Raw genomic sequence first — 24,582 nt, forward strand, 5'->3', positions numbered from 1 at the left:
AGAATAAAAAGGTGAAAGGGGAATGGTATGGTTGATTGGTTACTGAAGCTAGAACCTTGGCAGCAAGCGTTGATGGGTACGGCGTTTACTTATTTTATGACTGCGCTTGGGGCTGGCTTAGTTTTTTTCTTTAAAGAAATCAAAAAAGATGTACTCAATTTGATGTTAGGTTTCGCTTCGGGAGTGATGATCGCCGCCAGTTTTTGGTCTTTATTAGATCCGGCAATCACAAAAGCAGAAGAAAATGGTGATATTGCTTGGCTTGTGGTGAGTATTGGTTTTGGGCTAGGAGGATTATTTTTATACATTGCCGACAAAACCTTACCACACATGCATTTTGGTCCAGCACACGAAAAAGAAGGCTTACCGACACATTTAAAACGCACGATTTTGCTTGTCTTTTCCATTACCTTGCATAATATTCCAGAAGGATTAGCAGTAGGTGTAGCATTTGGTGCAGCGGCCACTGCAGATAATCCAACGACTGCGGTGCTAGCAGCGATCTCCGTTGCTTTAGGGATTGGTATTCAAAACTTTCCAGAAGGTGCGGCTGTTTCGATTCCTCTTCGACAAGAAGGATTAAGTCGAACAAAAGCCTTTGTCTATGGGCAAGCTTCAGGAGTGGTCGAACCGATTGCTGGAGTCATCGGGGCAATCTTAGTGACAAAAGTTGCAGTCTTACTACCTTATGCTTTGGCTTTTGCTGCAGGTGCAATGATTTACGTCGTCGTGGAGGAATTGATTCCTGAAGCGCAACAAACACTTTCAAGTAAACGACACTATGCAGTTTTTGGTGTTATGACTGGTTTTATTATCATGATGATCTTAGATGTTGCATTAGGATAAATGATATATCATTTGAAAGATATAAAAAAAGAGGCAGAAAATTTCTGTCTCTTTTTACTTTTCATATAGGAATTTACTATTAGTAGTATTTTCTTTGTTGCGTGGTGCGAGTGATCCAACGGACTAACCAAATCGCAATTGCTGCTGGAATCAATAATTTAATACCTAACCATAATAAACCACTGATCACGCCAACGAATAGATTAAGGACAAAGCTAGCTACGACGAAACCTATCACTAATAGAATGATTGTTTGAAACGTATTTCTTTTTTGCATGATGATCGCCTCTTTTCTCGTTTGATAAACTTCTCAATAGAAGTTACGCTTGCTGTTTTCTATATAGTAAGTATAGCAAGGATTGCTTGACTTAGCCTCCACCCAGAGCCCGATTTCTACTTGCTACTTTGGTGTGAAAAGGTTGCTTTTTTGCCCTTGTTACGAATAAAATGAAGCGAAAGGAGCGGAAAGTCATGCCGAAAAATCGATTAGAAGCCTTTACAGACGCCGTGATCGCTATTATTATGACGATTTTAGTTTTGGAGCTACATGAACCACACTCAGATACCCTAGAAGCGCTAGTTGCACTTGCGCCACGTTTTTTTATTTATATCATTAGTTTCTTTACCCTATGCATTTATTGGAATAACCATCATCATTTGTTTCAAGCCGTCCACAAAGTGAATGGGCGAGTGCTCTGGGTGAATAGCTTTTTTATTTTTTTCCTGTCACTGCTTCCTTTCGTTACCTCATGGATCAGCGAATACAGTAACAGCTTTGTCCCCGAAATGACCTATGGTATAGTGATATTAGGAGCTAATCTCACGTATTATTTGTTAGCAAGGACATTAGTTGCCTCAGATGAAGACGAGAATGTATCTATCAAAGAGTTGTTTGGCAATTATCGTAAATCCTACGTATCTGTTGGTTTGAATGTCGTGGGATTGATTCTCGGATATTTGATCGCGCCCATCTCCGTGTTAATTGTCAATATCTTGATTTTGGTTACTTGGTTGATCCCAAGTCGTAAAATTGAAGCGTACTATCGCTAAATACTTGAATAAAATAGTCAATCAAAAGACACAGAATAGTTAGGGAACATTCCTTTCCTGTTCTGTGTTTTTTCTTGTATGTTCTCGACTCGTTTAACGATTATAAAAAAATTTAACAGAAACATAAGTAAAAAATAAAAAAACAATCGAATTTTTTAGGCACAATGATAGTCAAAGAGGGATGCATATGAGAAAACGAAAAAAATTTTATCCAGCAATCATTACAAGTTTTATTACCGTACTTATTTATGTAGAGCAATCGAGGTGTAATTTGCTCGTTCTCCTGTTGTCAGTTTTACTTACTGTCATCGTCACGATTAAAGGGTAGACGATACAAAGAAGTAAAAAAACCTAAGCTCGATCAGTCACAAGGTCAAAGATGACGGATTTTGTGGACAAATAGAAGAGTCAATGAGTTATCCACAGTGGATAACTCATTATTAGATCAAGAATTTAGATAACAATCGCATTTGCTTGTTGTTGTTATTTTAAATAACATAGATAAACCGATACTAGAGGATGGACAGATATTCATTGGATCTCAAAAAAAGCAAACTGAAAGGAAGAGGAATTCCTTCGTTTCAGTTTGCTTTTTTGTAGTCTAAATATAAATTTATATTTACCCCTGCCGGGTATATCAGTGTGTGTTGTAAGGTTCTCCTTCAATGGATACATTGTTTTTATAGGCAAAGTAGCGATCATCTTTTTTCGCAATACCAAATGTATCAGAAACATGAATATTTTGTGGAGAGAATTTTATTGCTGGAATCGAGAACGATTGCTCTTTTGGATCAGTTACTCTGATTTCAAACGATAGTTCATTTTCATCTTCTTTTGTTAGCACGATATGGGGTGTATCATTAAAATTGATTTCTGTTACTTCGTAAATGCCTAAAAAATCGACCGAGTCACCAATGCTTTTCAATAACTGATTTTTTGTAGGAACATATTCCATTTTAATTTCGTCTGTTTGGATCATTTCAGCTTTGGAGGTAACATCTCGAACAGGAGAATTCAAAAAATGAATAAAAGAAAATAAACCGACACATGCAAACAAGCTACTGATCATTAAAATAATTTTCTTCATTTTCCTTACTTTTTGTCCTTTCTGTGTTCTCCAACGTATATGCCTGATGTTAAAATTAAAAAAACTTTATTTAACAATAAATTTTTAATTTTTTTTGTTATTAAAAATGATTTCTTTCATAGTATAAATTTAAAATACAAAAAAATAAAGTAGATTTCATAAATTCTTTGACTAGATGAAAAGCTTTTAATTTTAGATAGCTAAAACTATCTATATTATTACAAATAATGGTGGTTATTATTAATCAATTATAATATTTAATTAGTTATTTAATGTTTGATGGGAATTTCTGTTTGTTTAAGTGATGAAAATTGGTGTTATACTAGATAAAGTAAATTCGTTTAAATTTTTCTCTGGAAAACTCTCCTTTTACTTCTAATAGTTGATTTCTTTGATACTTCATATAAATAGACAAGACATCCTTAAGGCGAAAACGATTTTTATATACATTTCAAAATAAGGAGGTTTTTTATGGTTAAATCTTATTTTACATTTAACAAAATTCAAGAAAATCCATTTCGTATCATGAATCTGATGGTGCTGATCTTTCTCGTTTTATGGATCGGTTACATCAATCATAATTTTTTGATTTCAAGTTTCTCTTCTCTAGGTATCTTTACCTTCTTTTACTACCAGAACATTCCAATGAAGCAATTACTAAAGCGCCTATTTTTGATTGGTTGCGGTCTATTACTGGCCTTTACATTAGGACTATTGTCGACGTATGTCATCTGGCTTGAACCATTTGCTGTTGGAGCAGTTGCTTTTTTCAGTCGATTTATTTTGCGTTTGTTCCATATTTCTAAACCAGGGGGCTTATTCTTTGCGATGTTAGCGGCTATGGGAACGAGTATGTCCGTTCCATTTTCCCATTTGCCAACAGTAGCTTCTTTTTTCTTTATGGGTGTTGTGTTTGCTTTGATTGCTGCATTTCTAACGAAAAAAATGGATTCACGTCCGGAACAGGATGTGATAAAGGTATCCTTGAAGGAGCGTTTTCACCAAGAACCTTTAGTGATCATTGATTCGATTTTTTACAGCGCTGCATTATTCCTTTCCGTTTATGTGAGCCATGGCTTGAACATGAAAAATCCTTATTGGCTGACACTGTCTTGTGCCTCGATTTTATTGGCTGAGAATTTAGATGCGATGAAACATCGGCAAGTGCAATATTTGATTGGTTCGATGTTAGGGTTGTGTCTATCGGCTGTCTTATCACTGATTCCTTTTTCCCAGCTTGAAACGATTTTTTTAATTACGTTTCTCTATGGTATTTCTCAGTTTTTAGTTGCCCGAAATTATGCAGTGGCGAATATTTTCTTGAACCCCATGGCATTAATGCTTTCGACATTGGTTAGGAACACGTACTTGATCTCATTGATCGAGTATCGTTTTATTGGTATCGTCATCGGTAGTTTCATTGGTCTAGGCGTAGCCTGGGTAATGAATATTGGTCTGCAACATTACTTAGCAGTTGTTAAAGAAAAATATGAAACATAACAAAGAAAGGCGATCACGACAATGAAGTCGGATCGCCTTTCTTTGTTCGTTACTAAAGCTGTTCACCATTTGTTTCAATCACTTGTTGGTACCAAGCAAAGGAATCTTTTTTCAAACGTTGTAAGGTTCCTTTACCGGTATTATCTTTATCGACATAGATCATGCCATAGCGTTTTTCCATTTCACCACTGCCAAAGCTGACGATATCGATGATTCCCCAAGGTGTATAACCAATTAATGGTACGCCATCTTCAACTACTGCTTTTTTCATTTGTTCGATGTGTTCTCTTAAATAATTGATCCGGTAGTCATCATGGATCTCATTTGAATCAGTTAACTGATCATAGGCACCAAAACCATTTTCAACGATAAACAGGGGAAGATCATAACGCTGGTACACCGTATTCAATACATAACGCAACCCAACAGGATCAATCGGCCAGCCCCAATCAGAAGCAGTAATATAAGGATTTTTAACTAGTTTTGCTGAAGGAATATCTTCTGTTTGTCTACCCTCAACATCGGGAAGAGTTGTAATCGTTCCCGACATATAATAGCTAAAACCGATATAGTCAACAGTTCCTTGACGTAAAATTTGTCGTTCTTTCTCGCTAATATCGATTGTGAGCCCTTTTTGTTCCCAATACTTTTCTGTGTAGGTAGGGATTTCTCCGCGTACATGGACGTCACTGTAGAAGAAACGACGTTCATTTGCTTTGACTGAAGCAATCATATCTTCTGGCGCACAGGAGTAGGGATAGATTGGAACGTAAGCCATCATACAACCAATCTGAAAATCGGGATTGATCTTTTTCCCTTCATTGACAGCCCAAGCACTGGCAATCAGTTCGTTGACCCCTGCTTGGAATACTAAGGCCTCTTTATCTTGGTCATCTTCAATGATCATGGCTGAATTGGTCCAAACATGAACGGGCTCTTGTCCGTCCGCCTGATTATTAATTTCATTGAAGGTCATCCAGTAAGTTACTTTGTCTTTGTAACGGTCAAATACGCACTGAGCAAATTTGACAAATAAAGGAATGACCGCTTTATTGGCAAAGCCACCAAAATCTTCATAAATGGCATAAGGAATCTCAAAATGAGACAACGTGACTACCGGTTCGATCCCGTTTTTTAAGCATTCATCAAAAAGATCATCGTAAAATTTTAATCCTTGTTCATTCGGTGTTTCTTCTTGACCAGTAGGAAAGATCCGACTCCATGAAATAGAAGTGCGTAGACATTTTAAGCCTAGTTCTTTAAATAATTGGATGTCTTCTTTGTAACGATGGTAAAAATCAATGGCCTCGTGGTTTGGGTAATATTCACCTTCGACGACGCCTTTAGTGATCTTCCGCGGAATCCCATTTCCGCCAGCAGACATAACGTCAGCGATACTCGGACCTCGTCCATCAATATTCCAAGCACCTTCTGCTTGATGAGCAGCAATTGCGCCTCCCCATAAAAAATCTTTGGGTAACTCTCTATTCATACAAATTCCTCCTAAGTTTCATTGATTCTTAAGTTATATCTCTGTGCGTTGTGCGCGGTTGGAAGCCATGACAAAAGGTAGGTAAATCAAAACGGAAATCACTAAACAAAGTACGCCTATTACAATTCCCATGATATTCCCACCAGTTCCTAAAAACAAATTGATGATCCCTGGTGTGGTCCAAGGTAAACCAATTGCTGGTGATGGCATGATTGGCCAGACGACTGTGACGAAGTAACCGACCAGAATATTGACCATCGGTGTTAAGACAAAAGGAATGATCATAATTGGATTTAAGACGATCGGTAGTCCAAAAATCATCGGCTCATTGATTTGGAAAATGCCTGGTACAAAAGATAGTTTGGCGATTTCGCGATATTCAGGTCGTCGTGAAGCAATAAAAATCGCAATGATCAAGCCTAAGGTCATACCCGTTCCACCCATGTTTGCAAACATATCATTCAAGATGCCCCAAGTTTCTTTGTAAGGGACATCCCACAGCGAACCACCATCATTGATGAATTGAAGATTGGCTAAGTCTTGCTCGGTAAAAATTGCTGAACGAACAGCATTCAATGTGTTTGGACCATGAATACCAATAGAAAATAGCAGTGTCTGAATAAAAGCTAAGAGTAGGACACCAAACACATTCCCACCTAAGTCACGTAAAGGTGCTTGGATACCGGCATAAATCAACTCGTTGATTCCTTTAGGCGCGATCATCAAAACGAAGAAGTTGATCAAAGCTGACATAGAAACAACGATAATGATTGGGATCATCCCAGAAAAAGAGCGAGAAACAGCTGGTGGAACGAGTTCAGGCATCTTGATTTGTAATTTCTTGACTTTGAATAATTTTGGTAAGAATTCTCCAACCAAGCAAGCGACAATCATCGCAACGAATAAACCTTGAGCACCCAAATATTGCGTCGAGATGACATTCATTTCATCGACTGCAAAAGAAGTAGGGTAAAAGATCATAAAGCAAGCGACACTAGTTAGTCCAACTAAGGTTGCATCAGCTTCGAAATGTTTTGCCAAAAGCTGAGCGACTAAAAAAGCAATAAACAAACTCATGATATTGATTGTGCCATTTGCTACAGAAGCAAGGACTTGTTGCGCACTTTCTAAATTTGGAAAGATACGTGAAAGTTGAAATAATTGCACGATAAAACTGTCTTTTGAAAATAAAATATTATTGACTAAGATCACTAATGAAGACGAAATCGTCAATGGGAAAATAAGCATGAACGCATCTCGAACGGCTGCAATATGTCGTTGGTTGTTTAACCGTGTTGCAATAGGAACAAGGCTTCGATCTAATAAATCATTGAATTTTTGCATAAGAATAACACCTTTCGCTATATGATAGGTTCATTATAGCGAAAGGTGTGAAAGAAAAGTAAGCGCATTCTTATTTAGGATAAAAATTTGGAACAATGAAAATTATTTCGTGGTAGGAACATAGCGTTCCAAATTGAGTGGTGAATCATTCATCCTTTAAATAACCGATCAATGTTTCAAGGATCGCCATGGAAGGTAGCTGACTAGTCAAATCAAGAAAGATGTCTTTCCGTTCTTCTTTAATGGCATAGTCAATTGAGTAATCACATAATTGGGCCAATGAACTTTCTTTATGAGCGGTAATACAATACTTATGCACGCTATCAGCATGAGCTAAACCTGAAATTACTTCGATCAGTTCTTTTGTTTCACCTGAAACACTCAAAAAGACTAACGCATTTTTTTGATCTGGACGCAAAAAACTACGAATCGGATAAGTCAGTTCATCTAAGCTAATACAAAAGTAACCGATGTTCGCTAATTTTCGTGCCACATATTGCGCTAATGCTCCCGAAGCCCCCATACCCATAAATAGGATAAAATCAGCTTGACGCAATGTGGTTGCCATTTTTTTGATTTGATATTCAATATCGGGATGAAAAATAGTCATGTTCAACTGATTGATTCGTTCTTCTAACACTAATTGCTTGTCATCTGTTTCATAATGGGCTTTTTCCAAATGATTTTTAATATAAAAACGAAATTCTGGAAATGAATCAAAGCCGACTTTTTGGATAAAACGAAAGACAGAGGTTGAAGAAACATGCGCATCCGTCGCAATATCTCGTACCCGCATATAAGGAATTTTCTCAAGGTTGTTAACGATAAACCGGTAAATCTCTTGTTCAACGGCCGACAATTTATTTAAGTTAAGACTTTCAAAGATAGCCATGTATTTACCTCAAGATTCTTTTTCTTTAGAGTATAGCACGATGGAAAGGGTTTTTCTAAAAAAATTGGAAATGGCATCATGAGAAAACTACATATAATGAAAATAAAAATTATTATCTATGGATGACGTATTTTACCAAAGAAATTCTGCAAAAAGAAATGGAAGCTGCTGGTTTTGTTGTTAGTAGGTTTTACGGGGATGTAAAAGGAAGTCCTTATGATGAGAACTCGCCGATAAGACTCGCCGATAAGAACTCGCCAACACCAGCAGTAGTGTTAGAAAAGAAAGAATAACAATTTTATTATTAGTCCGAAAGAAAAATATTTAACGCAAATAAAAGCAGGAATCCACAAAAGACGTTCATTGGATTTTTGTGGATCCTTACTTGTTTTTTGAAGAGGACGGAGGATAGATCTATACAATCGTTTCTACACGAGAAGAGATTTGAATGAATTTATTGGCAAAATTTTTATTTTCCTTGTCGTGAGAGGTGAATAAAATGATTTTGCTTTGTCTTACGTTCATGAGTGTGTCAAAGATGGCATCCGCAGAGTCTTTGTAGATACTACTAGTACTTTCATCTAGAATCCATATCTTGCTGTCTTGGAGCATCATGCGAGCAATAAACACACGTTGCTTTTCTCCTCCTGAGAGATTGGCGCCATTGACACGTATGGACGAAAAGTACTAAAAACTACTTCCCCAAACAATTTTTAGTCCCAATTGTTTCATCCACAATAATTGTATCCAGGATAGCTGTCATTCGTTCGTTTATCAATAATCTAATTTTTGATACAATATAAGATAACGAACCAATCTATATTGTATTACTGAGCTATCCATTATCCAGAGTATAACATCTTTTTCCTTCCGTTCTATTTATTATTTTTTCTCAAATTAAAAAAAATAGTATACTAAATCAATTTGTTTTTAGATTTGATAAATTATTGAGTTCACCATAAAAAATATATTTTAAGCGCAAGATAGACTGGTCGAAAATGAATAACCAAGCTATCTTTTCTAAATTTACTAGTACAGAAATAAAAACAGTGCTTATTTATCTGTGAGTAAAAAAGTTGCTTTTTCCTTTCTTTTAATGGATTATAAAAATAGATATTTTTGTACTTTATTTACTCTTTTAAAAATTCAGATAAATCTTTTATTGGCAATAAAATTAATACAGTTTTTTTCTTTGTGTTAATCTATTAATTGCATGTATAGACTGGAGGAAAAATGTGATCGAGCTAGTAAATGTGTCGAAGCAGTATGAAAAGACCAAGTCGTTGCATAAGATTAGTTTTACTGTAAAACAAGGGGAAGTGATCGGGATCGTTGGGAAAAGTGGTTCTGGAAAATCGACCTTGTTACGTTTATTGAATTTGATGGAAACGCCTACTGAAGGCACAATCAAACTAAATGGTGTAGATGTTCAGTCATTATCAAAAAAAGAGCGCCGGCAGCAACAACAAAAAATAGGCATGATTTTTCAACATCATAATCTACTTGAAAATTTACGTGTTTATGAAAATATCGCATTACCTTTAAAGCTACAGAGGAAGAAAGATCCTAAAAAAATCAATGATCTACTCGATTTTGTTGGCATGAAACATAAAGCAGAAAGCTATCCAGTCAAACTTTCTGGCGGAGAAAGACAACGGGTTTCTATTGCAAGAGCGTTAAGTAGAGATCCACATTTGTTACTTTGTGATGAAGCAACGAGTTCTTTAGACGAAGAAAATACAGAAAGCGTGGTTCGTTTATTACATAAAACACATGCCGAGTTTCAACCGACTATTTTTTTTGTTAGTCATGAACTGGAAACCGTCAAACGCTTATGTAAACGAATCTTAGTCATGGAAAACGGTCATCTGATCGGTGAATTGACGAATGACCCAAAGCACTACGAGGAAGAGGAACTAACCTATTTTGAAAAAATAAAAAGGAGTTTGACTGATGAACTTGCCCACAGCATTGATTGAATATTGGCCGTCTCTAATCAATAGTTTGAAAGAAACGGGCATCATGATGGCGATTTCCATGTTTGTTTGTGTATTGGGAGGTTTGCCAGTAGGACTAGGTCTATATTTGACAAATCCCAAGGTCAGAGGGGCCCATCCTTGGTTATACTGGTTGCTCAACTTTATTGTGACAGTCGTTCGCTCGTTTCCTTATCTTTTATTAGTGATCGCTTTGATTCCAGTCACGCGCTCGATTTTAGGAAGGGCCTTTGGTCCTGTTCCTTCATCCATACCACTCAGTATTGTGGCGGTCGCGATTTTCGCTCGCTTAGTTGAGCAAGTGTTGTTAGATGTACCTGAAGAGATCTATGCCTTATCGAATTCTTTAGGCGCTTCCAGATTTCAATACATCTGGCACTTCTTATTTGTTGAAGCGCGAAGTGGCTTAGTGTTGGCTTATACTACGACAACAGTAAGTATGATCTCTTATTCCACCGTCATGGGTGTCGTAGGTGGTGGTGGGATCGGTGATTTTGCTGTTCGTGTCGGCTACCAACGGTATGAGTATGGGGTCATGTATGTTGCTATTTTGATCATGATCGCTTTGGTCTTCATTTTACAAATGTTTGGAAATTTTGTTGCACAATCATTAGATAAACGAAAGTAGGAGAAAAGTTATGAAAAAGTTTTATTTATTTGCGTTTGCTTTAGTTGGAGTTCTAGTCTTAGCAGCCTGTGGTGGAAGCAATGAAACCGCAGAAAGTAAAAAAGAAATCACTGTAGCAGTTCAATTGGAGTCCTCAAAAGATATTCTAGAAATTGCCAAAAAAGAGGTAGAAAAATCAGGCTACACGATCAACATCATGGAAGTCAGTGATAATGTTGCTTATAATGATGCCGTCCAACATAAGGAAGCAGATGCAAACTTTGCGCAACACGAACCCTTTATGGAACGATTCAATCAAGAAAAAGATGCTGATTTAGTAGCAGTCCAACCAATCTATTATTTTGCTGGCGGATTTTATTCAAAAGAATATGATGATGTCAATGATTTGCCAGAAAACGCAAAAGTGGGCATTCCGAGCGATCCAACAAATGAAGGTCGTGCGTTAGCGATTTTGAATGAGAATGGGATCATTCAATTGAAAGACGGAATTGGTTTTGATGGTACAGTCGCAGATATTGTAGAGAATCATAAAAATCTTACTTTTGAAAGTATTGATCTTTTGAATCTAGTAAAAGCTTATGACGAAAGTGATATTGCGATGGTTTTTTGTTATCCAGCATATTTGGAGCCAGCCAATTTGACGACAGAAGATGCTTTGTTACTTGAAGACGAAGCAGCAAGCAAACATTATGCGTTGCAATTAGTCACTCGAGAGGAAGAAAAAGATAGCGAGAAAATCAAGGTGTTGAAAGAAGCGATGACGACACCAGAAGTCGCTGACTACATCAAAAATAATTCAAAAGGCTCAAATATCCCAGCATTTTAAACAATGTGCTAACCATAACAAAAAATATTATGACTGACGCCTTCGGGTGTTATGTTCTGATAGATTGATCGTATCAGATGATTTCTAAAATAAAATAAAAGAATACAGCCTTGTGCTGTATTCTTTTATTTTATCCAAGCAGAGGAATAATTAAAATCATTTGATAAACCTAGTAGCTCAGTGATTTTTTTCTGAGTCTTCATTATTTTTTGCAGTTATTATACATTACACATTTTTTCTATTGTTATGTTTCCATAAAAATATTTTTCCAGAAAAAAGTGTTTTCTTGTTGAGATATTTATCAGTTATTCTTTTTAAAGAGCGAGATAGATTATGTTATATAGTTCACTATATAACGAACTATCCGCTAAAAAAATAAATAAGGAGCTTGAGATGAAAAAAAATAATTTGAAAAAAATTGCGGCAACAAGCATGTTACTTCTTACGTTAGGAGGTCCGGTCGTGACTTCTGCGACAAGCCAATCAACAGATGATTCGGCGAATGTTAGTAATCAGGTAGAAGAAGAGTTAACGATTAAAAACGGTGATTTCAATGCTGGTTTGAACCATTGGATCGTGTCAAGTCCAGGTACACAGAATCCAACAATCGAAGAGCTAAGTGGGAATAAATATGTGGTTGCCACTTACGGAGAAAACATTCATCAATATTTGGCATTGAAACCAAACACGACGTATACATTCGGCTATGATGTGGCAGGTAGCGCTGATTTTCCAGCAAAAATTGAATTTGGTAAGATGAATCATGATGAGGGTTTTATTTCGTTAGAAGAAACATCACACAACAATGAAAACTGGACACGTAGAGAATTTACATTTACTACACCTGAAACAGACAATACATACATTATTCGTTTCTCTTCAACAGGAAATGGCTGGGCGAAATTTGACAATATCCAAGTAGAACCAGAAAAAACAGAAACGAGTTTATTGACTGTAGGAACACAAGATCGTGAATCTTATGCGTATTTAAATCTAGATGCAAAACGTTTTAACAGTTCAGAACGATTGATGGTCTATGTTGATGGTCGTTACCATTTTGAAACTTACAAAGGCAAAGCTTACTATTCATTTACAAGCAAAACCGATGAAGGTATTCAAGTACGTCGTAGCATTTCCGGTGTCAAAGGACAAGTAATCGAAGTCTATACCGCACCAAATTCACCTGGACACAGCTCAACAGGCAAGCGCTTGTTAGAATCGATCACATTAGAAGAAGATTTAGCAGTGGATTCTTCTTTATTAGAACATGCGGTGAAGAATATTCAATTAACAGGAAACAGACTAGACGTTGATTTTGATCGTGCAAGCTTCGAAGGGAACAACCGAATGATCATTCGTAAAAATGGTGCCTATGTCGCAGAAATCCATAAAGGCAAAGTTTATTATGCATCGGTACGTGAAAAAGCAGAGGACAGCGTAAAAGTTAGTAAAACAATTGATTATAAATCTGGCGATGTGATCTCCGTCGAATTAAGCAGTGGAACACCTGGTGGTTCATCGAATTCGTTGCAAGTATTAGCAACGTATGAAGTAGAATAAATCGATCATAAGAAAAAAGATCAAAAACTTAAAAAGTTTTTGATCTTTTTTTTGATACGATAAACGGTATTATGTCTCAAGGAGCTAATCCATTGCCTGATAAATCCCCTAGAATATCTTGGTTTTGATGTTTTTTCTTTTAAGAAAAAACATGTTGCAATAGTATACAAATAGTATTTATCAATACAAACGAGATGGGAAAGAAAAAATGAAATTAGTGTAAAATTTTTATTAGGTGCAGCGGCATGTGCAAGTTTCGGCTTATTCTCCGGAGGTAATGATGTAGATGCAGGTACTGTATCGGCTAACGGTGGAATCGACTATAGAGAACTATTTGATAACAGAGAAATAAAAATTAAAAGTGTAGATGATCCTACTTATGCTCTCACGTGGACATGGGAGACAAATTGGGATGAAGTTAAAATGACTAAGGATACTGAACATGATAGACGAAAATGAATCTTGAAGTATGATGATGCGTCAGGTACCCACATAGTTCAAAGTAAACTACCTTATGTAAATGTTAATGGGATTCAATATGGAAATTTACATTCTTTGTCCGGTTGTGATCAAAATAGTGATAGACTGGTAGGAGCGAGACCATTAGCTAATCCAATTGAAGGACGACAATGGAAAATTCGTCATATGATGACAGATCCACAAAAAGGGGATGCCTATCGATTGATCAATAATCATGAACAGCGAGTATTAAGCCACAGAGGACTTTAATTTGGAGGTAGAAATATTGAGTTACTCAAGAATTTACTAATGCTTCATACCAATACTTTATTATTGAATAAACTAAATCATTTGGGCCTTTGTATCTTTTCTGATTATGACGATTGTACAAAATGAGGTCTTTTTTCAATTATACGACTTATCAAATGATATTCCAGTGTCCTCAGGAGCTAGAGATGCTTGGAAGCTTTAACAGGTAGAAAAAAACGATTACGAAGATTTGATATCTGAAAAGTACTTTGATTTCAAAAAAGCTAAAGTCGAATTCGAGGAATCGATGCTAATTTAAAGTTAATCAATCGAAGTAGAAGTAAACTTCGATTGATTATTTTTTGTTCTGAATTGATTTTGGCAAACTAAGCCCTAGATCAAGGAAAATATTCATGGTAATTTAGAAAGTTATGATAACCATAAGCGACTCGTTGCATGCTTTTTTTATTACAGTAGTCATTTTTACAGTTAAGTCATTGTATAATTGGCTCTACTCATATCTATTCTATAAATATATTATTGATAATTATGAGTTTTTTATTAGATAACTTATTGGAGGAATTATATGACTAGAAAAATTTACGGCTATGCTCGAGTTTCAACTAAACAACAAGATCTTTCGCGACAGTTAGATTTATTAGAAACTTATCATTGCGAAAAAATATATACTGAAAAAATCAGTGGTGTCCGTGCAAGTCGTCCAGAACTAAATAAACTAAAAAAACGTGTAAAGACCGGTGATCAAATAGTCATTGAAAGCTTCTCACGATTTGGACGTAGCACAAAAGATTTAATTAACCTTGTTTATTTTTTTGAAAAAAAAGGAGTTAAAATAATCAGTATAAAAGAAAATTTTGATACTCAAACTCCTCAGGGAAAATTAATGATCACTGTTTTCCAAGCTTTTAGTCAATTTGAAAGAGATATTATTGTTGAAAGGACCCTTGAAGGATTAAACTCTGCACGTGCAAGAGGTAAGGTTGGTGGCCGGCCAAAGGTAGATCAAGACGTTCTTCAAGAATCACTCTCATTACACCTTACAAAAGGATTATCTGTCTCAGAAGTTTGTAAAAAAACTGGGATTAAACAATCAACTTTTTATCGCTATTTAAAACTAGAGAGGAATCTTTCTGAATTGAGTTAGTTCTTATGGCCCAGTATTTTTTAAGTGACCAAAGAAATATATCACTTTATTTTGAAAAATATTTCTGGTATAGTATGATGTAAGTATAAGTCATGTATAATAGTTATTGGCTTAACTTTTAATTCTCAAAAACCTTCGTTTTTAAGAATGATAACATGTTATTTATCTTCTTTAATAGGAAACCTAATTTAATCACTTTTTCAAGACATCTGATGCGATCGGATGTCTTTTTTTTCGTCTCCTTAAAAACGAAGATTTTTGAGACATCTAAGAATATAGGAGGAGGGGTATGAAACACTTAAAAAGATGCATATTAAGTATAGGTATAGTATTGATTCAAGTTTATGCACCACTAGTTGTTCATGGGACAGAAGTACACTCGGTGGAAACTGAAGCAACAATTGGTTTTACTGGGGTATATGAAACACCAGGAATACCAGAGCCAGCACCAGAAGTTGAGGTAAAACCAAGCTTTCCCAAAGAAATTGTTCAATCACCATCAGAAGTGCGAAAGAGTGAACATAAAAAATTCCCTCAAACGAACGAGAGTCAGATGAGTGCTTGGAAAATATTGGGCATTCTGATCATCGTAGTCATACTTGGCTTTTGGTTTTGGAAAAAACAAAAAGAAAAAAACAATCAAAGAAAGTAGGATTTAAATATATGAAATTCGTTAGATTAGCAACTATTGCAACATTATCAACTACTATTTTCGCCGGAGGAGCAATTTCTGCGTTTGCCGACGAGACTCGTCAAGTGACGACCAACGGAAATATCGAATTTACACCTAGTACAGACGAACCAGAAATCGTTGTTCCACCAGTAGAAGAACCAGATGTAGAGATTGAACCAGAAGTACCCGGAACCACGGGTCCTTTGTCAATTGTAAAGGCTGCGACAATGAATTTTGGTTCACAAGTGATTTCAAATCAAGATCAAACGTACAATATGGTAGCAGAAAGACAACAGAAGACCGGGACGACTGGTGAGGAAAATAAAGTTCCTTTTATCAGTTTTGCACAAGTTTCTGATACTAGAGGAAGCAATGCAGGCTGGGATTTGAAAGTCAGTCTAAGTGACTTTCAAGCGGAAAATACGCAAAACGCTGTCTTGAGAGGAGCCAAAGTCACTTTAAAGGATCCCCAAATTCAATACACGGGGAACAATCAGGAGTTAGCTCCAGCTGCACATGCAAATAATTTGGAATTGTTGCCTAATAGTGGTGCAGTTTCAGTTATGACCGCTGAGTCAAGTAAAGGAGCGGGGCGTTCATCTGTTGTTTGGGGAAATCAAGCAGACTTAGATGCCCAATTTGAGGCAGATCCAAAAGCACCTGTGACAAATAATGCCATTCAATTATCTGTACCCGGCGCGTCAGCCAAAGACGCGACCACCTATACCTCAACATTGACATGGGAATTAACGACTACACCAGGTAGCGATGTAGGAGCCTAATAGATTTATGTATCTAATGATGGATTAGGGCGTAAGTCGCACATGACTAAAGTAGCGTTACATAAATATGTAGCGCTGCTTTTTTGAATGAAACATCGAAGGAGTGTGTTTGATGATAAAAAGTACGACATATCAAATAAAGAGGAGGATTCAATGGAGTGGACTATTACTTATTATGTTAGCGTTTTTGTTCTCTCCAATTCTTGTTTCTGCAGAAGAAAATTTAAGTTTTTATGTCACCCCAGAGTTTCCAGAGAGTCAAGTAGAAGGAAGTGGCCGTTACTTCGACCTTAACAGTGAACCTGGAAGTACAGAGGAATTGACACTGAAAATTCAAAATGCTAATGATCAAGCAAAGACGATTGAAATCACGGCTCATACGGCATTTACTAATGTCCAAGGAGTGGTGGAATATGGTAAAGATGCCGAAAAGGCAGACCCAACCTTACCCTATTCTTTGGCAGACTTAATTGAACCCCCAGTCCCTATTGAGCTTGCAGGAAACGAAACAAAGACTGTCAAAGTAATGCTAAATATGCCTAAAGAAGCTTTTTCAGGATTTTTAGCGGGAGGCTTAAGAATTGCAGAGGTGAAAGAAAAGCCACAGGAAACAGAAACAAGTGGAGAAGGAGTGGCGATCAAAAATGAATTTGCCTATGTCATAGGTGTGGTGGTGAGTAATGATCGCTCTGCCGTAAAACCTGATTTAGATTTATTGGATGTCTTTGCCGATCAACTCAACTATCGCAATGTTATCAGTGCGAACTTACAGAACTTTACACCTACCTTTGTCAATCATTTAGAAGTAGAAGCAACGGTACAAAAAGAAGGGGAGAACGATATTCTCTATCGAGCTAAGCAAGAACAGATGCAAATGGCACCTAATTCTAATTTCAACTTCCCCATCTCTTTAGAAGGGGATCGCTTTCGAAGTGGCGACTACGTGTTGAAAATGACGGCACGTTCAGGAGAAGAGGAATGGCAATGGGAACGGAAATTTACCATTGAAGCAGATACAGCCCGAGCGTTGAATCAGCAAGATGTCACAATTGATACGAGTATTAATTGGTGGCTCGTTGCCGCGGTCATCCTGATTCTTTTCTTATTGTTGATTATTGTTTGGTTACTTATTAAGAAGCAAAGAGCTAAAAATAAGGAGGACCAGTGAGATGAAAATTAAAAAAGTCTTGATTGTGGCAAGTGTTAGTCTTCTTTGTTTTCCTTCGCTCTTTTTCTCAGTGATTTCAACGAGTATGCCTGTGTCTGCCATTGAGAATTCTGTGGAACTATCGAGAGAATCAGAATTGATGGATCCACTGACCAGTACAACAGAAACAAAGGCGCCTATTTTTTCATTCGAAGAAAATCAAGAGCCATCTATAGCAAATAAACAGTTTCAATTAGTCGTACGTTCCAGTCAAGATGTTTCCGAATTTGTGTTGAATCTCCCAGAGGGAGTCAGTATCGTAGAAGACAAGCAATCTGCTGATAGTAAGTTCACTAATATAGAAGGAAGCCAGTGGCAAGTACGGACGAATTCTCCACAAATGATCTTTTCCATTCCACTAGTTGTAGAAAAAGCAGGAGCCTATGAGATAGCTGTCGGAGAATCAAAAATGACGCTTAACATTCAATCAGAGGAGAGCCAACAACCCAGTGAACAAGAAGTCACTTCCTCGGAAGAAAAAGAAACAGCGAAGACCGAAGAATCAACAGTCGAAGAAGAAGCGAGTGTATCAAGTGATGAAAAATCATCAACCATAGATAATTCGCAAAATGATCCAGAACAAGTAACAGAAAGCGCTCGTTCAACAAAAGAAGCGAGTGTCCAAGATGTGGCGAATTGGGAAGAGTTTATCCGTGCATTTGTAGATCCGTCAATAACAACGATTAATGTTGTTTCTGATTTCCAAACACCAGATAATCCTCGACTCAATCTAACGGATATTACAACAGGTGGAACGAGTAACCCTAATGGTGGGACAGCATTTGTCTATCTTAATGTAGCTAATATCTCTAGAAATCTAACGGTCGAAGGAAATGGTCATCAAATTGATTTTCGCGCAATCACTTTATGTTTTAACAATATTACGGCTAATTCTTCAACTCCTTGGAATATCACGTTAAAAGATTTAGAGATATACCACGGAAACTATTATGGACCGTTGACTTTCAATGATTTGAACGTGACGAATCAAACTGCTAGTCAAATTACTTACCATAATATTACGAACTACGGAAATCAACTGATTCATTCACCTTATAGTAGTATTAAATTTTCAGGTAAATCAAGTAGTAAACAGGTATCAGCGTATACCTCCGCTTTTGGTACGTGGCGCATCAATGCACTAGATCAAACGAATATCTATGCTTCAAATTTAACGATACTTGAAGATGCTGAGGTTGAATTAGAAACAATTAGCGCAGGTAATTTAGATTTAGGAGGAGTTGTACACCCCAATAACAACTTTAGAATGGAAAAAAATTCATCTTTAAATGCTGTATCAAAAGGAAATGCTGGCGAAGCTGATGGCACAAGTTTACTCGTTCGAAGAGGCAGTGTTGAAATAGATGAGGGCGCAAAGCTGAACTTAGTGCCACAAAATTTAAGATCAGCAATTTCTTTACGTACTGCCAACTCATCGCTCAGAATAAAAGAAAAAGGCGTCCTTACCATCGATTCTCAAGGAACAAAGGCGAATGCTAATGGTGCCCTATATAATATTATTTGGATGGCGGCAGGAAGTAATCTACTAGTAGAAAGCGGGAGTACACTGAATATTGTTGCCACTGAAATGGCTGCCTCACCATCGAATATTTTACATGTTAATGGAAATGCAACGGTATCCATCGGCAAAGATGCTACCTTGAATATAAAAAGTGACAGTACTTCAAACGCTCAAAATTTAATGTACTTCGCTTCTACTGGTTCAACCTTTGAATTTTCTGATGCTCAAGAAGTCAATTTGGAACGAACTGGAACGATTGCCGGAACGTCAACCGCCAACGGATTGATTAATATCGCAGGAAACACTGGGTTATTAGATATCGATGTTCAATCAGTAAAACAATGGGCAAGAGGGAATTTTGAAGTGATACCCGATCATTCATGGACACCTATCTTCAATTTGAATCTACGCTATACAGGAGTAGTTCCTCGAATTGAGACTGTTTCTTCGATTGCACAAGAAACAGCAGATAGTTTTAAGCAATATTTCACTACGCAAAATGTCCAACGTATTTTATTTGAAAAAATACCAGATGTCGAAGTCACGATTGATCCGTTAACAGAAGATCCGAAGGAAGTGAATTCTCATACGATTACTGGAAAGGCGAATCCTAATAGTGTGATCCGCTTCTCAGGCGATCCGGCGATTCCTGCAGGCTCTATTACTTCACCGGATATTTCTGAAAGTGAAAAGTATCATACAACGGCAGATGAGAATGGGGATTATCGCTATGAATTACCGGAAGATCGACGATTCACTGCTGGAAATACCGTGACAGCCTATGCTTTTTTGAATGGGAAAAATGATACCGCTAGTACAATGGTAGAGGAAAAAATTGTGGTGGCACCTGTGGATCCATTAGATCCTGAAACGGAAGTTGAACCGGAGAATAAACCAGAAATCCCAGAAGATCAAGGACGTTTGAGTCTAGATTTTGTGTCCCAATTTAACTTTGAGACACAAAAAATATCTGTTAGTGATCAAACGTATTACGCCCAACCACAACGGTTATTAAATGAAGATGGAACGGTTAACGAGACGAAAGAGCGTCCAAACTATGTGCAGATCAGTGACCGTCGTGTCGCCAATGAGCGCAATGGATGGCAATTATCAGTTACTCAGAACGGACAATTCCGTAATGAAAGCGGACATGAATTGATTGGGTCTGAAATCCAGTTATTCAATCAAGAACTAGTGACTGCACAAGGCGGGACTAAACCTGAACTACAGGAAGAACCTGTACAAAGAATCGTACCAAATACAAGGAAAGTACTCATACAAGCAAACGGAGAATCTGGTACAGGAACGTGGATCTATCGTTTTGGGGATCAACAAACGGCAGATAAAAGTGTCGGTCTCTATGTCCCTGGAGGGACAAATCCAGAAGCAACTAGTTATTCGACCAAGCTGACATGGGAATTAAGTGCAGTTCCTGGTAATTAAAGGAAAGAGAATCGTTCTCTTTCCTTTCTTTGTATAGGAGTAGATTCAGGGAAACTCGTTTTAGTTTGTTTAGAAGGTTCAAGTTTGAACTTACATAAATCATTAATATAAATCATTTTTACTTAGTAGGATAATTCATATTTAATGAATGAAATTTTGAGTAAGATACGATTATGCTCTAAAAAGAACACTTTATGAAAAAAATAGTTTATCCTTTTATATTCATATTATAATTTTCTTAAAGGAAGGAAATATTGTGAATAGGTTAAAAGAAACATATATCATTTAACCGCTGAAGTTTCTACTCAATAAAGATAAGATGATGAAAAAAAGTTGATAGAAAGTGATTAAATAATAGAAAGGAATTTTCTCAAACATGAATTATTTAAAAGATTATCGTTTATGGTTATGTCTTGTAGGAATCGTTGGGTTAGGATTTTTATCAAGTATTTTTAGTGGCAACCCAGAAGACTATTATTATTCTTTACAGTTACCGCCATTTGCACCGCCTAGCTGGATATTCGGACCGATGTGGACCCTTCTATATATTATGATGGGAGGCGCGTTGTATTTAATAATCAATCTACCTTCTACAAAAATGAAAGGCAGATTATTACTCCTATTTGCGATTCAGTTTATTTGTAATTTTTTATGGACGATATTATTCTTTAATTTGAAGAATAGCTTTATTGCAGCTATTGATATCAGCTTACTTTTAGTTTTCTTAACGATTTTACTCTATCAATTGTGGATGAATAGTCGGAAAGCTATGCTATTAATGATTCCCTACTATCTATGGGTAATATTTGCTACTATATTAAATTATTCAATTTATTTTTTGAATTAATTCGCAATAATTCACAGGAAATATACTAATATTAGGCTCTAAATAATAAAATTTTTTTGTTGAAATTACTAATACCACACAGACTGAATGATCACTTCAGTCTGTGTGGTATTTTCTGTAAATATGTAAATAGTCAATTGAATTTAATTTTCAAGTAATTAGTTTTTTCAGACCACGAATGGATACTGGAATAATGTCCCCGTTTTCTAAAGTAACTTCCCGTATCTTTTTATTAATCATTTGGATATTCTGGGTATTTACTACAAATAATCTATGGCAACGAATAAAGTGATGGTTTCTATCTTCAATCCCATTCAATTCACTGTCTTTCAATTCGATATCTAAAAATAAATACTCAAAGGAGATGTATTTATTTGAACACTTGTGAGTAAATCTTGGGAATTTGAAGTAACGAAATGGATATAGCAACCTAAGTTTTCGATCATGATTCGATTCTTGATGACAGTAGTTATCATCTCAAGTTGTTTCGGATCATCTTCACATATATATATTGGAATCATTAAAAAGCTCCTTTTAATGTGTTTGTATATAAATTGTTTGAGAAAAACGCTGATTTTCAATTGAAGTTTCAATCAATAGATAAGGGTTCGTTTTTGCTAAATTATCCAGGATATGCAGATCCAGTCCTTCATTTTTAGGATTGCTCTTCGTAGAAAAACCCTTTTGTTTTAATTGGTTAAGTGGAAGTTTATTGATAGTTGTATTAACTACTCGAATAACTAACGAATTTTTCTTCTTTAAAATTAACAATTCAATTTTTTTCTTTTTTGTCACAGCAGCTCCTTCTGTTGCGTTATCTAAGACAATACCAAGTATACGAACTAAATTAACCGTATGCTTGGAATCAATTTTGACTTCTGCAGGTATGGTTATCTGTAGAGAGATACCTTTCTCTATTGCTATCATTAATTTTAATGACAATAAGCTTCTTATTTCCGTTACATTTATTTTATCTAATAAACTAAGTTCTCTATAGTTGGAATTATAGCGATTTGTAATTTACTACAATCCTTTCGCTATAGCAGCTAATAACACTTATAAAAACACATACAGCCACTCCTTAAATGGGTTTCGTATGTGTCTTTATAGTGTTAATCACTTGATATTTTAGTTGGTCAACATCCTTATCATATGTAGCAATATATACCACTAAATTTACAGCATCTTTTTGATCAATAGCTAACAGTTGTCTATTGATTTTCAAAAAACAAAAGTAGCTAAGAAAGCAGTACGTTTATTTGCATTGTGAAAAGGATGTTTCTTTATCAATTGTATAAGTAGGATAGCTACTTTTTCATAAATCGAAGGACACACCTCTTCACCAAAAGCTGAGGCTTGAAGTTGCCCTACACACATTTCTAAAGCATTTGCGTCCTTTACACCAATCGGTTCATTAGGAGAGTATTTTTTTATTTGGATCACATTCATTTTTATAATATCTTTGGCTTCCAGGTAATAAATACTTATGTATCAACACGCTCTCTAAAAGTAGTATCATATTCAGTGAATGCTTGAGATATAACTACATCAATTTCATCAGATAAGGTTTGTTTTTTTATAATTGCTGCTCGAAGTTTCTCTTCATCTAAAAAAACCGCATCTCCAGGATTTAACCCATTTTCTTTGAGAAACTCCTTTGAAATAGTTAACACTACTGAGTTCCCCGCTTCTCTGAATTTTCTTTCTTTAATTGTCATAGTCTTCTCCCCTTTAGTATATACGCTTATTGATTTTAAACCAATCGTAGTCACTCTTATATCTAACTCTATAGAAAGATGAGTTTTTCTTTATATTGTTATTTTCAGCTCAGTTCGCAAAGTAAGTGAAATACAAAGTCGCTTATTCCGTGAGTGGAATATAGCTGATACGATAAGAAAATATTTCAAATTAGCGAAACAAGATGAATTAGTTTCTATTGACAGTGAAAGTAAGAAGAGTTGACAAATAAATCAAAGATATCGTCTATACAAGATGTTGCTGTTTTAGAATAGATCTTTTCTCGTAACCATTGTTCAACTAACAAATCAAGCGCAAAATCAATGATTTTTTGCGTTTTTTTTTCGATAATTTGACGGAGTCATTTGGGTCTCACGTTTAAAAAGGCTACTGAAATAATTCGCGTCTTCAAAACCAGCTTCCAAGGCAATATCGATGATTTTCAACTCAGTATGCAGTAACAGGTATTCGGCTTTTTTGATGCGCATTTGATTTAGATACGTAAAAAAAGTCATACGGAAATGTTTTTTAAAGAAACGACAGAAATGCTCTTTGCTATAGCCAATATGACCACTGATTGCTTCAAGAGTGATGGTGTTTTGGTAATTTTCTTCAAGGTATAGAATGATTTTTTTACAGCGATAGGTGTTGAGTTTGTTTTTACTAGCAACTAATTTTGTAGGATTTACCTGAGCACTGCAGCGCGAAAAATGTTTGAGCAGTAAGAATAATTGTGCTTTGATCGTCAGTTCAAAGCGAGATTCTTTCAAGGCAAATGTATCAATGATCGTGATAACAAGTTGTTGGATCTCCAAAATATCTGAGCAATCATTTGTAAAATGGATCGCTGCTTGCTCTGTTGAATGAAGCAATGGATCAAGATAAGTTTGCTGGATATGATCGGAAACACGACTTTCAACGAATGAAGCATCAAACACGATGGCAAAAAAAGCGCAGGCATTCACTTGGTGATTGCGTGCTTCATGTAGTTGATTCGCAGGAATAAACACAACCTCTCCTTCGTGAACAACGTAAGATACTCCTTCTATTTTCACTTCCATGAGTCCTTGATAGACATAAAGAATCTCTAGTTCTCGATGCCAATGGGGGTGGATCATATTTTCCTGATAGGCTGGGTGATTCGTATAGTGAACGGCAATTGGAAACAAACTATTCCCATGTTCGGTCATTTCCTTTAGCGTGGTATCAATATCTTGTTGACTAGGATTGGGGGTAAAAATATCGTTTGGTCTAAACATCACATTTCCTCCATTTT

Annotated in this window: 22 protein-coding genes and 3 pseudogenes; 14 read left to right on the top strand and 11 right to left on the bottom strand. The window is 36.2% G+C overall.

Going from position 1 to position 24,582, the window contains the following annotated elements:
• Nucleotides 1-27: 27 nt before the first annotated feature.
• On the top strand, nucleotides 28-846 hold the full coding sequence (locus tag CYK55_RS00430) for a ZIP family metal transporter (protein WP_034689684.1): 819 nt from the start codon (nucleotides 28-30) through the stop codon (nucleotides 844-846).
• Nucleotides 847-925: 79 nt separating this feature from the next.
• Here CYK55_RS00430 and CYK55_RS00435 read toward each other — a convergent pair whose 3' ends face one another.
• A complete protein-coding gene (locus CYK55_RS00435; RefSeq protein WP_034689681.1) occupies nucleotides 926-1,123 on the bottom strand; it encodes a hypothetical protein in 198 nt (65 codons plus the stop codon).
• A gap of 194 nt (nucleotides 1,124-1,317) precedes the next feature.
• On the opposite strand from CYK55_RS00435, the gene CYK55_RS00440 reads away from it, so the two are divergent.
• On the top strand, nucleotides 1,318-1,896 hold the full coding sequence (locus CYK55_RS00440; protein ID WP_126133793.1) for a TMEM175 family protein: 579 nt from the start codon (nucleotides 1,318-1,320) through the stop codon (nucleotides 1,894-1,896).
• Nucleotides 1,897-2,533: 637 nt separating this feature from the next.
• Here CYK55_RS00440 and CYK55_RS00445 read toward each other — a convergent pair.
• On the bottom strand, nucleotides 2,534-2,983 hold the full coding sequence (locus CYK55_RS00445; RefSeq protein WP_034689676.1) for a hypothetical protein: 450 nt from the start codon (nucleotides 2,981-2,983) through the stop codon (nucleotides 2,534-2,536).
• 471 nt (nucleotides 2,984-3,454) lie between these two features.
• Here CYK55_RS00445 and CYK55_RS00450 point away from each other — a divergent pair, with 471 nt between their 5' ends.
• Nucleotides 3,455-4,483: an FUSC family protein gene (locus tag CYK55_RS00450; protein WP_034689673.1), complete on the top strand. Its 1,029-nt coding sequence runs from the start codon at nucleotides 3,455-3,457 to the stop codon at nucleotides 4,481-4,483.
• A gap of 52 nt (nucleotides 4,484-4,535) precedes the next feature.
• Here the strand turns inward: CYK55_RS00450 and CYK55_RS00455 are convergent, their stop codons facing one another.
• From CYK55_RS00455 to CYK55_RS00470, 4 genes are all read right to left on the bottom strand, one after another.
• Nucleotides 4,536-5,975 (bottom strand): 6-phospho-beta-glucosidase, encoded by a 1,440-nt coding sequence (locus CYK55_RS00455; RefSeq protein ID WP_034689670.1) that lies wholly within the window; start codon nucleotides 5,973-5,975, stop codon nucleotides 4,536-4,538.
• Nucleotides 5,976-6,008: 33 nt separating this feature from the next.
• Nucleotides 6,009-7,319, bottom strand: a complete 1,311-nt coding sequence (locus CYK55_RS00460; protein WP_034689667.1) for a PTS sugar transporter subunit IIC — start codon at nucleotides 7,317-7,319, stop codon at nucleotides 6,009-6,011.
• Between the two features lie 145 nt (nucleotides 7,320-7,464).
• A complete protein-coding gene (locus tag CYK55_RS00465) occupies nucleotides 7,465-8,211 on the bottom strand; it encodes a MurR/RpiR family transcriptional regulator (protein ID WP_034689665.1) in 747 nt (248 codons plus the stop codon).
• Nucleotides 8,212-8,625: 414 nt separating this feature from the next.
• Nucleotides 8,626-8,886: an ATP-binding cassette domain-containing protein gene (locus tag CYK55_RS00470; RefSeq protein WP_268745030.1), complete on the bottom strand. Its 261-nt coding sequence runs from the start codon at nucleotides 8,884-8,886 to the stop codon at nucleotides 8,626-8,628.
• 560 nt (nucleotides 8,887-9,446) lie between these two features.
• On the opposite strand from CYK55_RS00470, the gene CYK55_RS00475 reads away from it, so the two are divergent.
• The 11 genes from CYK55_RS00475 to CYK55_RS00520 all read left to right on the top strand — a co-directional run bounded on the left by CYK55_RS00475 (nucleotide 9,447) and on the right by CYK55_RS00520 (nucleotide 21,569).
• Nucleotides 9,447-10,190, top strand: a complete 744-nt coding sequence (locus CYK55_RS00475) for an ATP-binding cassette domain-containing protein (protein ID WP_126133794.1) — start codon at nucleotides 9,447-9,449, stop codon at nucleotides 10,188-10,190.
• A complete protein-coding gene (locus CYK55_RS00480) occupies nucleotides 10,165-10,836 on the top strand; it encodes a methionine ABC transporter permease (RefSeq protein WP_126133795.1) in 672 nt (223 codons plus the stop codon). The genes CYK55_RS00475 and CYK55_RS00480 overlap by 26 nt, the downstream gene beginning before the upstream one ends.
• Before the next feature lie 10 nt (nucleotides 10,837-10,846).
• Nucleotides 10,847-11,662 (top strand): MetQ/NlpA family ABC transporter substrate-binding protein, encoded by an 816-nt coding sequence (locus CYK55_RS00485; RefSeq protein WP_034689658.1) that lies wholly within the window; start codon nucleotides 10,847-10,849, stop codon nucleotides 11,660-11,662.
• Between the two features lie 393 nt (nucleotides 11,663-12,055).
• Nucleotides 12,056-13,222, top strand: coding sequence for a carbohydrate binding domain-containing protein (locus CYK55_RS00490; RefSeq protein WP_126133796.1), 1,167 nt, complete (start codon nucleotides 12,056-12,058; stop codon nucleotides 13,220-13,222).
• Between the two features lie 555 nt (nucleotides 13,223-13,777).
• Entirely contained in the window at nucleotides 13,778-13,951 is a 174-nt protein-coding gene (locus tag CYK55_RS13405) for a hypothetical protein (protein ID WP_153830001.1), read from the top strand.
• Between the two features lie 565 nt (nucleotides 13,952-14,516).
• Nucleotides 14,517-15,095, top strand: a complete 579-nt coding sequence (locus tag CYK55_RS00495; RefSeq protein WP_010734523.1) for a recombinase family protein — start codon at nucleotides 14,517-14,519, stop codon at nucleotides 15,093-15,095.
• Nucleotides 15,096-15,384: 289 nt separating this feature from the next.
• Complete coding sequence (locus tag CYK55_RS00500; RefSeq protein WP_126133797.1) at nucleotides 15,385-15,747, top strand: LPXTG cell wall anchor domain-containing protein; 363 nt, start codon at nucleotides 15,385-15,387, stop codon at nucleotides 15,745-15,747.
• 11 nt (nucleotides 15,748-15,758) lie between these two features.
• On the top strand, nucleotides 15,759-16,550 hold the full coding sequence (locus CYK55_RS00505) for a WxL domain-containing protein (protein ID WP_062805919.1): 792 nt from the start codon (nucleotides 15,759-15,761) through the stop codon (nucleotides 16,548-16,550).
• A gap of 112 nt (nucleotides 16,551-16,662) precedes the next feature.
• Complete coding sequence (locus CYK55_RS00510) at nucleotides 16,663-17,718, top strand: DUF916 and DUF3324 domain-containing protein (protein ID WP_062805918.1); 1,056 nt, start codon at nucleotides 16,663-16,665, stop codon at nucleotides 17,716-17,718.
• A gap of 1 nt (nucleotide 17,719) precedes the next feature.
• Nucleotides 17,720-20,722, top strand: a complete 3,003-nt coding sequence (locus CYK55_RS00515) for a WxL domain-containing protein (protein WP_126133798.1) — start codon at nucleotides 17,720-17,722, stop codon at nucleotides 20,720-20,722.
• Nucleotides 20,723-21,098: 376 nt separating this feature from the next.
• Nucleotides 21,099-21,569, top strand: coding sequence for a TspO/MBR family protein (locus CYK55_RS00520; protein ID WP_126133799.1), 471 nt, complete (start codon nucleotides 21,099-21,101; stop codon nucleotides 21,567-21,569).
• 150 nt (nucleotides 21,570-21,719) lie between these two features.
• Here CYK55_RS00520 and CYK55_RS00525 read toward each other — a convergent pair.
• The 5 genes and pseudogenes from CYK55_RS00525 to CYK55_RS00545 all read right to left on the bottom strand — a co-directional run bounded on the left by CYK55_RS00525 (nucleotide 21,720) and on the right by CYK55_RS00545 (nucleotide 24,565).
• Nucleotides 21,720-22,090, bottom strand: a pseudogene (locus CYK55_RS00525) (LytTR family transcriptional regulator DNA-binding domain-containing protein).
• A gap of 13 nt (nucleotides 22,091-22,103) precedes the next feature.
• Nucleotides 22,104-22,556: pseudogene (locus CYK55_RS00530) on the bottom strand (GHKL domain-containing protein); the annotation flags it as partial.
• A 94-nt stretch (nucleotides 22,557-22,650) separates the two neighbouring features.
• A pseudogene (locus CYK55_RS00535) lies at nucleotides 22,651-23,057 on the bottom strand (type II toxin-antitoxin system death-on-curing family toxin).
• Nucleotides 23,054-23,287 carry an addiction module antitoxin gene (locus CYK55_RS00540; RefSeq protein ID WP_034689648.1) on the bottom strand — a complete coding sequence of 78 codons (234 nt, stop codon included), beginning with the start codon at nucleotides 23,285-23,287 and terminating at the stop codon, nucleotides 23,054-23,056. The pseudogene CYK55_RS00535 and the gene CYK55_RS00540 overlap by 4 nt, the downstream one beginning before the upstream one ends.
• A 339-nt stretch (nucleotides 23,288-23,626) precedes the next feature.
• Nucleotides 23,627-24,565 (bottom strand): AraC family transcriptional regulator, encoded by a 939-nt coding sequence (locus CYK55_RS00545; protein WP_126133800.1) that lies wholly within the window; start codon nucleotides 24,563-24,565, stop codon nucleotides 23,627-23,629.
• Nucleotides 24,566-24,582 lie beyond the last annotated feature (17 nt).

Origin of the sequence: Enterococcus mundtii (assembly GCF_003957375.1) — a bacterium.
Classification (GTDB): Bacteria; Bacillota; Bacilli; order Lactobacillales; family Enterococcaceae; genus Enterococcus_B; species Enterococcus_B spodopteracolus.

Bases quoted from the DNA above. Each gene is read 5' to 3' on its own strand.
- CYK55_RS00430 (WP_034689684.1), top strand. From the start codon at position 28: ATGGTTGATTGGTTACTGAAGCTAGAACCTTGGCAGCAAGCGTTGATG.
- CYK55_RS00435 (WP_034689681.1), bottom strand. From the start codon at position 1,123: ATGCAAAAAAGAAATACGTTTCAAACAATCATTCTATTAGTGATAGGT.
- CYK55_RS00440 (WP_126133793.1), top strand. From the start codon at position 1,318: ATGCCGAAAAATCGATTAGAAGCCTTTACAGACGCCGTGATCGCTATT.
- CYK55_RS00445 (WP_034689676.1), bottom strand. From the start codon at position 2,983: ATGAAGAAAATTATTTTAATGATCAGTAGCTTGTTTGCATGTGTCGGT.
- CYK55_RS00450 (WP_034689673.1), top strand. From the start codon at position 3,455: ATGGTTAAATCTTATTTTACATTTAACAAAATTCAAGAAAATCCATTT.
- CYK55_RS00455 (WP_034689670.1), bottom strand. From the start codon at position 5,975: ATGAATAGAGAGTTACCCAAAGATTTTTTATGGGGAGGCGCAATTGCT.
- CYK55_RS00460 (WP_034689667.1), bottom strand. From the start codon at position 7,319: ATGCAAAAATTCAATGATTTATTAGATCGAAGCCTTGTTCCTATTGCA.
- CYK55_RS00465 (WP_034689665.1), bottom strand. From the start codon at position 8,211: ATGGCTATCTTTGAAAGTCTTAACTTAAATAAATTGTCGGCCGTTGAA.
- CYK55_RS00480 (WP_126133795.1), top strand. From the start codon at position 10,165: ATGAACTTGCCCACAGCATTGATTGAATATTGGCCGTCTCTAATCAAT.
- CYK55_RS00485 (WP_034689658.1), top strand. From the start codon at position 10,847: ATGAAAAAGTTTTATTTATTTGCGTTTGCTTTAGTTGGAGTTCTAGTC.
- CYK55_RS00490 (WP_126133796.1), top strand. From the start codon at position 12,056: ATGAAAAAAAATAATTTGAAAAAAATTGCGGCAACAAGCATGTTACTT.
- CYK55_RS00495 (WP_010734523.1), top strand. From the start codon at position 14,517: ATGACTAGAAAAATTTACGGCTATGCTCGAGTTTCAACTAAACAACAA.
- CYK55_RS00500 (WP_126133797.1), top strand. From the start codon at position 15,385: ATGAAACACTTAAAAAGATGCATATTAAGTATAGGTATAGTATTGATT.
- CYK55_RS00505 (WP_062805919.1), top strand. From the start codon at position 15,759: ATGAAATTCGTTAGATTAGCAACTATTGCAACATTATCAACTACTATT.
- CYK55_RS00510 (WP_062805918.1), top strand. From the start codon at position 16,663: ATGATAAAAAGTACGACATATCAAATAAAGAGGAGGATTCAATGGAGT.
- CYK55_RS00515 (WP_126133798.1), top strand. From the start codon at position 17,720: ATGAAAATTAAAAAAGTCTTGATTGTGGCAAGTGTTAGTCTTCTTTGT.
- CYK55_RS00520 (WP_126133799.1), top strand. From the start codon at position 21,099: ATGAATTATTTAAAAGATTATCGTTTATGGTTATGTCTTGTAGGAATC.
- CYK55_RS00540 (WP_034689648.1), bottom strand. From the start codon at position 23,287: ATGACAATTAAAGAAAGAAAATTCAGAGAAGCGGGGAACTCAGTAGTG.
- CYK55_RS00545 (WP_126133800.1), bottom strand. From the start codon at position 24,565: ATGTTTAGACCAAACGATATTTTTACCCCCAATCCTAGTCAACAAGAT.